Origin of the sequence: Aquamicrobium defluvii, from assembly GCF_004363725.1 — a bacterium.
GTDB classification, from domain to species: Bacteria; Pseudomonadota; Alphaproteobacteria; order Rhizobiales; family Rhizobiaceae; genus Mesorhizobium; species Mesorhizobium defluvii.
This window is the reverse complement of sequence record NZ_SNZF01000009.1, coordinates 140033-148103: the sequence shown is the minus strand read 5'-3', so window position 1 is coordinate 148103 and position 8071 is coordinate 140033. Positions and strand designations below refer to the sequence as shown.

Below are 8071 nucleotides of genomic sequence, written 5' to 3'. Positions count from 1 at the left end.
CCAGAACTCTCCTGCCATGATCCAAACTCCAGCGTTTTCCAGCTTGAATCATGAAAGCTTAAACCAATCAACATCCTGATTGGGTTTCGTGCCTAGTGCGTCCGTAGGGACGCTTAGAGGGCAATCTAAAGCGTGTCGCGATCTTTCAGATTCGCTTCCTACGCTTTCAGGTTCTGGTTTTTTTTTGCATGTCGCCCGAAACCGGTCCCCACGTTCGGGCGACATGCCTTAAGGTGCTCAAGCCTCGTTTGCGAGGCGAACGAACTCTTCGATGCTTAACGTTTCCGCGCGCCGGGTCGGGTCGATGCCCACCTTTTCGAGCAGGGTTTCACCGCCCAATCCCTTCAGGCTCTGGCGCAGCATCTTGCGGCGCTGGCCGAAGGCGGCCTCGGTGATCTTTCCAAGCTTGCCCACATCGGCGGCCAGCGGCTCGGCACGCGGCACCAGATGCACGACGGATGACGTAACCTTGGGCGGCGGGGTGAAAGCCTGTGGCGGCACGTCGAAAGCGATGCGGGCGTTCGTGCGCCAGCCGGCAAGCACACCGAGGCGCCCATAGGCACCGCTGCCGGGTTCCGCCACGATGCGCTGCGCCACCTCACGCTGGAACATCAGCGTCATGGACTGGTAGAAGGGCGGCCACTCCTTCTCGGTGAGCCAGCGCACCAGCAGTTCGGTTCCCACATTATAGGGCAGGTTGGCCACGATCCTGACCGGTTCGCCGGGAACAGCGAGCCGCGGGAAATCCGTCTTCAGCGCGTCGCCCGGCAAGACTTCCAGCCGGCCGGGATAGTGCTGCGAAATCTCCTCCAACGCTGCAAGGCAGCGCTCGTCCTTCTCGATGGCAACGATCTTTCTTGCGCCATGGGCGAGCAGGGCGCGCGTCAGCCCTCCCGGTCCGGGGCCGACCTCGATCACGGTCGCCCGGGTCAGGTCGCCGGCGGTGCGGGCTATCTTGCCGGTCAGGTTGAGGTCGAGCAGGAAATTCTGCCCGAGCGCCTTCTTTGCCCGCAATTCATGCCTGTCGATCACCTCGCGCAACGGAGGCAGTCCGTCGAAGCTCACGCGGCCTCCGCGGATTTGCCTGTCGCGGCCAGCTTGCCGGCCAGTTTGAGGGCAGCAATGAGACTGTCCGGGCTTGCCACACCCTTTCCGGCAATGTCGAATGCGGTGCCATGATCCGGCGAGGTGCGGACAAAGGGCAGGCCGAGCGTGACATTCACGGCTTCTTCGAAAGCCAGAGCCTTGGCCGGGATCAGGGCCTGATCGTGATACATGCACAGCGCAACGTCATAGCGGGCGCGGGCGCTGGCGTGGAACATGGTGTCGGCCGGCAGCGGTCCGAAAGCATCGATGCCTTCCGCCTGCAAGGCGGATATGGCGGGCGCAACGACATCCCGGTCTTCCGTACCCATGGCGCCGTCCTCACCCGCATGCGGGTTGAGCCCCGAAATCGCGAGCCGCGGTCTGGCCATGCCGAAGCGTTCGCGCATATCCCTGTCTGTGATGCGCGCAGTTTCCACGATGAGATCGGTTGTCAGGGTTTTCGGCACGTCCGAGAGGGCGATGTGGATCGTCACGGGCACCGTCCGCAACTCCGGGCCGGCCAGCATCATGACCGGCATAACCGGATTTCCGGTGTGTTGCGTGGCCAGATGAGCCAGGTATTCGGTGTGCCCCGGAAAACGGAAGCCGGCATCGTAAAGCGGTTTCTTGGCGATGGGGCAGGTGACAATCGCGGCGGCGCTGCCGGAAAAGCAGTCCGCGACGGCGCGGTCGATGGCCGCGACGATGCCGGAGGCGTTGGCCTTGTCCGGCCGGCCGGGACTGTCGACGAAGCGGTGTTCAAGCGGGGCAATGGGCAAGGAACGAAAAAAGCTGTCCGGCACCTGCACCGGGTTCACTTCGGCAAGGGAAATATCCTTGCCGAGCTGTCTGGCCCGTGCGGCAACCAGCGCGGGGTCTGCAATCAGGTAGAAGGGCGGAATATCCGCATCGAACCGTCGCAGCCACGCGGCAATGGCGATTTCCGGCCCGATACCGGAGGGGTCGCCGATGCTTACGGCAAGCGGAGCGCGTGTGCTGTGCATGTCAGCGCTGAATGATCTTGGCCTTCTTTTTCAACTCATCCATGTATTTCTTGCCGAGTTCGTCCGCACCGGCATTGGCGTTCTCATTTTGAAGGACCAGTTCGGCCACCCGGTCGTCGGACACCTCGCGCGCGCTGCACACGCCGATGAATTCCACGCCGCGCTCGGTCTCCCGCACTCCGGTTGCGCCGCCAGCCCTGGTTTTCTTGACCTGATCGGCCCATTCCGGCGGCAATTGGGGCGCAAGAATGCGGCCCAGATCGCGAACGGTCACGTCCAGGAGACCCTTGGCGAATTGCTGGGTGTTGGCGCAGCCGTTGAAGCGGGCGCGCAGCGATTCAGCCTCGCGCTTGCGCTTGGCGAGCGTAGACTTGCGCTCGGCGGGCGGGATCACGAAAATCACCTGCTGAAGCATATATTCGGTGGCGGATGGCTTGGTGCCGCCCTTCTTGAGCATGTTGCGCACGGCTTCCTGCTGACTGCTCAGGCCGGCTCCCGATTGCTCGGCGCGATAGCGCGCGCCCAGTGCCTGGTTCCACGCAAGCTGCGAACGAATGAACTCCTTGAAATGCTGCCTTGTCACGCCGGATTGGGACATGATCGCATCAAGCTGCGCTACCTGCATCTTGTTGCCGGTGGCGAAACGCGCATAGGCATCGTTGACCTGCTTGTCGCTGATGCGGATGCCCAGCCTCTGGGCTTCGGCCAGGCGCAAGGTCTGCTCGATCATTTCGTTCGCCGCGTCGCCCTTGCGCCGCTGAAGGCGGAAGAAGGCGTTGCGATGCTGAATATCAGCCGAGGTGATCGGCATGTTGTTGACGATGTACCTGATCTCGCTGGCCTGTACAGGCGCGGTCATGGCTGTCGCCCCGATCGCCGTCGTACCGACGAAAAGGGCAAGGCTTGCAGACAGGAAGTATTTCCGCATTCCAGGCATCCAGCTTTCAGTTCACGTCAAAGCACAAATTGAATCGGACTTCTGCCCGCTTTATGCGGCAAAACCGTGTCGGGCGCCAGTTTACTGGACGATGTTGCCGGTGGAAGACCCGAAATCGCCGAGTGTCCGGAAGGTGATATTGAACCCGATGGTCTGGGATACATCCTTGTCTTCACGATTCCGGGACTGGGAATACGTCATCAGGTATGTGAAGCACTCGTCGGCATAACCGAAGCCGATGCCGTTCTTGACCAGCACATTCTTCTCCAGATCGTAGGTTCCGGAACCGAAAACGCGCCAGTTTTCGGCGAACTGCGTCGAAGCGCCGAGCGAGACTTCGTGACGATCCTCAGTGAAGCCATAGTCCGGCTGGGACTGGATGAAGGCATAACGGGCCGACAGGGAAACGGGACCGCCTGTATAGCCGAGCTTCGCTTCCGAGCGGCGGACCTCGAAGGTCTGTTCGTCGAAGCGGCCGCTGAGCGATGCCGAAATGCCGTTCGGGCTGCTGAATCCGGCCAGACCGACATAGTCGGAGCGATCGGATTCGAGGCCGGAATTGGCGCCTACATTGACGAGGTCGGGCGCGGCGAACGAATTCTCGCCGCCCAGATGATAGGACTGGCCGAACATCGCGTTCGCAGTCCAGCCATTGTTGACGCTGGCGACATAGCGGAACCCGACATTGGCGCGCGTGCCGCCCTCGATACGGTCGTAGCCGGAGAACTTGTCACGCTCGAACAGGGTCGAGGCGTCGAAGACGAAGCTCTGCGCGTCCTCATTGGGAACCGAAAGACCGCCGACATAATCCTCGTTCGGCCGGACGAAAAGCTGCGCCATCGGCTCCAGCACGTGGGAGGAGCCGGTTGCGGAGAACAGGATCGGCCAGCGCCATTCAAGACCCAGCGTCGCCATCGACCGGAGGAAGGACGAGCGCATATCGGCGGTGGTGCCGTTGTTCATGGCCATTTTGTCTATGGCGTCCAGCGAGGCCGACGATGCATTGAGATAGCTGCCGTCAGCCTGGAAAGCCAGCAGCGGCGTGAACACCATGCCGCCATCGGTGACGAAAGAGCGCTTCCATTCCGCCTCCGCGGTCAGGCGACCGCTGTCGCCCTCGATGCCCCGGACGCGCTGAACCGGTGTTGTGTCGTCATATGCTACTTCAAAGGCTCGATCGATACGGTCGCGGCTAATCGCACGCGCGTTCACATTGAGTGAAAGCTGGCCGCCTGCAAGCGAAGCATCAGGAATGTATGCATAGTCAAATGACGGTAAAACCCATGGCTGCGCTCTGTTGCGCGCCCGCAAGTTTTCTTGTCTTGTGCTTTCATCAATATCAAGAATGTCTTCCTGAATCTGGAACTTCATGCCGCGCAGGTCGAAGTGGTTCCGGCCGTTGAGGCCGGTCAGGTAGACTTCCGACCGGTGAGCATAATCGCCATAACCGTCGATGCCGTAGGTCCGGGAGAAATTCTTGTCGGTCTGCAGCAGGACGTTCCAGCCGAAATCCCAGCGCGAATTGATCGCGAACTGGCCTTTCGTGCCCATCATGCCGCGGAATTTGTTGTCGCTGTTGTCGCCCCGGTTTTCCGTTCCGGCCTTGAAGGCTTCCGGGTCCTGTTGGCGGATGCCGGCGATCTTCACGCTGTACTCGCCGGTGTTGAAGCGCTGGCGCCACTCCGCCTCGCCGAGGAAGCCCTGCTTGGAATAGTAGTTGCCCTTCACCGTCAGGTCGTATGTGGGAGACAGGGCGAAATAGTAGGGAATGCCGGCGCCGGCGCCGAGTTCGGATTTGTAGGAGATCGACGGGAACAGGAAGCCGCTCTTGCGCTTCACCGTGGGGTCGGCGATCTCGAACACCGGAAGGTAGGCGATCGGCAGGCCGAAGAACTCGAAGTTCGAGTTCTGGAAGCGGACCGTCTTCTTCTGGCTGTTCCAGATGATCTTCTGCGATTTGATGCGCCAGATGGCGGGCTTGTCCGGCTTGTCCTCGCAGGGTTCGCAGGCCGTGTAGACGCCATTGTGGAATGTGGTGAGCACGCCGCCCATGCGTTCGGCGCTTTCCGCCGCGAAATAGGTCTTGTCCACAGTCTCGACGCGCAGCGCATTGACGAAGCCGTCCGCGAAGTCGTCGGTGATGTCGATGTGCTCGGAGCTTACCTTGGTGCCGTCGCTGTGGATAATCTCGACCTTGCCGCTCGCCACAAGGCGCTGCGTGTTGCGGTCGTACTCCACGCGCTCGGCAACCAGCCTGTTGCCGGCATAGTCGATCTGCACGCCGCCGACGGCCGTAACCGTCTGCGAATCGTTGTCATAGACGAGCGTGTCCGATTCAAGCAGCATCTGTGCGTCGGAGGGCACCCGCTGGGCCAGGTCCTGCACATCCTGCGCGATGGCCGGCGTGGCCGCAAAGCCGCATGCCAGAAGGCATGCAAGGCCGCTGACGCCGCAAAGGAGCGACAATCGGCTGAACCGACCGTTTTGCAAAACCGCCCCCCTCACTAGCCATCTTCCTTATACAAAAGGAACGTTACCCCGAAAAACATGGCAACGACAACCGGAAACCATGCCGCCACAATTGTCGGCACCAGACCTGCCACGCCGAACGCCTTGACGAGAACCGAGACGACATAAAGCAGAAACCCGGCCACAACGCCACCCAGAATCATTGTCGCCGACTGCCCCATGCGCGCAAAGCGCATCGACACCGTGGCCGCTATCAGAGTCATGGCGACCAGCAGGAAGGGCAGGGCGATCAGCGAATCGAACTGCATTGCAAAGGCATTTGCACCAAGGCCGAACGAGCGGGCAACCTCGATCTTCCGTGGCAGTTCATAGAACGGAATGGTTTCGGGCTGCGCGAGCCTTTCCTGGACGAACTCCGGCTTCAGGTCGGTGGGTACCCGATCGGCAGTCCTTTTTTCGCCGGGCCCGTCGGAGGGGCGCACGGTCACATCCTGCAACTCCCAGTATCCGTCGCGCAGGAACACGCGGCGCGCATCCTTGCGTTCGAATATGTCGCCGTCGCGGTCCAGCATGAAGAAGGTGGCATCCGACATCTCCAGCCCCTGCGAAAGGATTGCCCGTGCGCCGATGATGGTGTCGCCGGAAGGGGTTTTCTGCCGCAGCCACGGTACGGTGTCGCTCCCGACCTGATTGGATTTGCCGGAGCGCAGCACGTCTTCGATGTTCTGTGAGCGGACAAGTCCGCTGGCCGCCAGCGGATTCAGAACCGCAACGGCAAGAACGCCGAAAACGAAGGCGCCGAGGCAAACTGGCAGCAGGAACTGCCAGGCCGAGATGCCGGCGGCCCGCGCCACCACCAGCTCGTATTTGCGGTTGAGGGATATGAGCGTGGCCATCGCCGCGAAAAGCCCGACGAACGGCACCGTTTGCAGCACCAGCATGGGAACCCGCAGCGCCGAGATGGTGGCTGCGATCCAGTAGGTGAAACCCGGTATGCGGGAGATGCGGCTGGTGAGTTCCGTGAAATCGATAAGAAAGACCAGCGCAAAGATGCCGGCAAAGAACCATGCCGCAATGGTTGCGTATCGAAGGAAGAAATAGCGTCCGAGCGTCCAGCCCATCAGGCGGATCCTCCGCCTGCACGCGCATTGGCAAGGCGCAGCCTGATATCCGCGGCGAAGCGCGACGCGCGCGCGAACAGCGCGGTGATCCTGTCCACCCATCCGATGGGCAGTTCCATTGCGCGCTGCGTCGTGATGCACCACACCGATATGAGCGCCATGCCGATGGGCACGGCATAGAGCGCATAGTTCGCAAGCGGCTGGTTCCTGCCTTGTCCCTCGGCGAAATAGCCTGCCCAGCGCACGAACAGCGCAATGCAGATCGTGGTTACCAGAGGATGAATGCGCGCTTCACGATGCGACTTCGCATCGCCTGCGACAGCAAGAGCGATCAGGGCGAACGCGATCGGGTAAAGCCACTCGGAAAAGCGCTTGTGCAGTTCGTTGCGAAATGCGTTGGGCGATCTCTTGTAGTACCTGTCATTGCGGTCGGGATTGAAAAGGTAGGCCGTGGTCCGGTCCTTGGGCATGAGGGTTGCCGCACCGGCCTCCGGTTCGAATGCCGACAGGTCGAAGGCGTAGGACGTGAAATGGACGATCGATATGTCGCCGCCAGCGGCCTTTCGCTGAATGACGCCGTCGTTCATCAGCAGGGCCTTGGCATTGGCAAGATCCACCACCGTACCGGTTTTGGCGTAGTAGATGAGGTCGACGCCTTCTTCCCTGCTGTCGGCGACGAAGAGGCCGGCCAGCTGGTTGCCGGGCAGGCGTTCGCCAATCTGGACGAACAGGCCGTCCTCGATCTTCCGGAACGTGCCTTCCTGGATGATCAGCGAAAGGAAGTCCGCGCGTGCGTTTGCGATAAGCTCGCGATTGCGCTGACGTGCATAGGGCTCGACGAAATTCTGGACCAGCAGGCAGAGTATGGCGGCCGCGACCGCCAGGATCAGAACCGGTTTGGCGACGGTCATTCTCGATGCGCCGGCGGCGTTGATGACAACCAGCTCGGAATCGGCGTTCATCCCCGAAAGCGTCTGGGCGACCGCGCCCGCGACGGCGAAGGGAACGACAATCGGTATGACGGTCGGTATGATGAGGGCTGCGACTTCGAAGAAGGTCAACGCCGATTGCCCGCCATCGGTGACAAGATCGATGCGCGCGAGAACCTGCGTCGTCCATACGATCGCCAGCGTCCATGCGAGCGCTGCCAGAAACAGCAGCAGCATGCGACGCATTATGTAGCGTTCAATGACCTTCATGCAGGCGGTATCTCGAGCGGTTCAACTGGCATCGTGCCTCGGCTGGAGGAATAACGGCCCCGGTGCCGCCCGCACCAACGGCGCGATCCGACACCCCGGAACGGACCGCGCTTCCCACAGGCGCAATGTGGTTCCCAATGGATAAAAAAGCGCGAAGGACCATGGTTAACAACTGGTTTCACCAATAATGACGGTAGAATGCAGCCGATGCCAGACAGCCGAATCGCGCAATCTGCTATCCACGGTTGTCACCAT

At 61.1% G+C, this 8071-nt stretch carries 6 protein-coding genes; all 6 read right to left on the bottom strand.

The annotated features are described in order from the left end of the window. Positions 1-237: 237 nt before the first annotated feature. Entirely contained in the window at positions 238-1065 is an 828-nt protein-coding gene (gene rsmA, locus DES43_RS09180) for a 16S rRNA (adenine(1518)-N(6)/adenine(1519)-N(6))-dimethyltransferase RsmA (protein WP_035025962.1), read from the bottom strand. Next, the gene (pdxA, locus tag DES43_RS09175) at positions 1062-2090 is read right to left on the bottom strand and encodes a 4-hydroxythreonine-4-phosphate dehydrogenase PdxA (protein WP_035025963.1); all 1029 of its coding nucleotides are present in this window, start codon (positions 2088-2090) and stop codon (positions 1062-1064) included. Before pdxA ends, rsmA begins: the two co-directional genes overlap by 4 nt. 1 nt (position 2091) lies before the next feature. Next, positions 2092-3027 (bottom strand): peptidylprolyl isomerase, encoded by a 936-nt coding sequence (locus tag DES43_RS09170; protein WP_035025964.1) that lies wholly within the window; start codon positions 3025-3027, stop codon positions 2092-2094. 81 nt (positions 3028-3108) lie between these two features. After that, positions 3109-5532 (bottom strand): LPS-assembly protein LptD, encoded by a 2424-nt coding sequence (locus DES43_RS09165; RefSeq protein WP_035025965.1) that lies wholly within the window; start codon positions 5530-5532, stop codon positions 3109-3111. After that, on the bottom strand, positions 5532-6620 hold the full coding sequence (gene lptG, locus DES43_RS09160; protein ID WP_198027493.1) for an LPS export ABC transporter permease LptG: 1089 nt from the start codon (positions 6618-6620) through the stop codon (positions 5532-5534). Before lptG ends, DES43_RS09165 begins: the two co-directional genes overlap by 1 nt. Next, a complete protein-coding gene (lptF, locus tag DES43_RS09155; protein ID WP_035025967.1) occupies positions 6617-7816 on the bottom strand; it encodes an LPS export ABC transporter permease LptF in 1200 nt (399 codons plus the stop codon). The genes lptG and lptF overlap by 4 nt, the downstream gene beginning before the upstream one ends. Between the last annotated feature and the right edge of the window lie 255 nt (positions 7817-8071).

Bases quoted from the DNA above. Each gene is read 5' to 3' on its own strand.
- lptF (WP_035025967.1), bottom strand. From the start codon at position 7,816: ATGAAGGTCATTGAACGCTACATAATGCGTCGCATGCTGCTGCTGTTT.
- pdxA (WP_035025963.1), bottom strand. From the start codon at position 2,090: ATGCACAGCACACGCGCTCCGCTTGCCGTAAGCATCGGCGACCCCTCC.
- DES43_RS09170 (WP_035025964.1), bottom strand. From the start codon at position 3,027: ATGCCTGGAATGCGGAAATACTTCCTGTCTGCAAGCCTTGCCCTTTTC.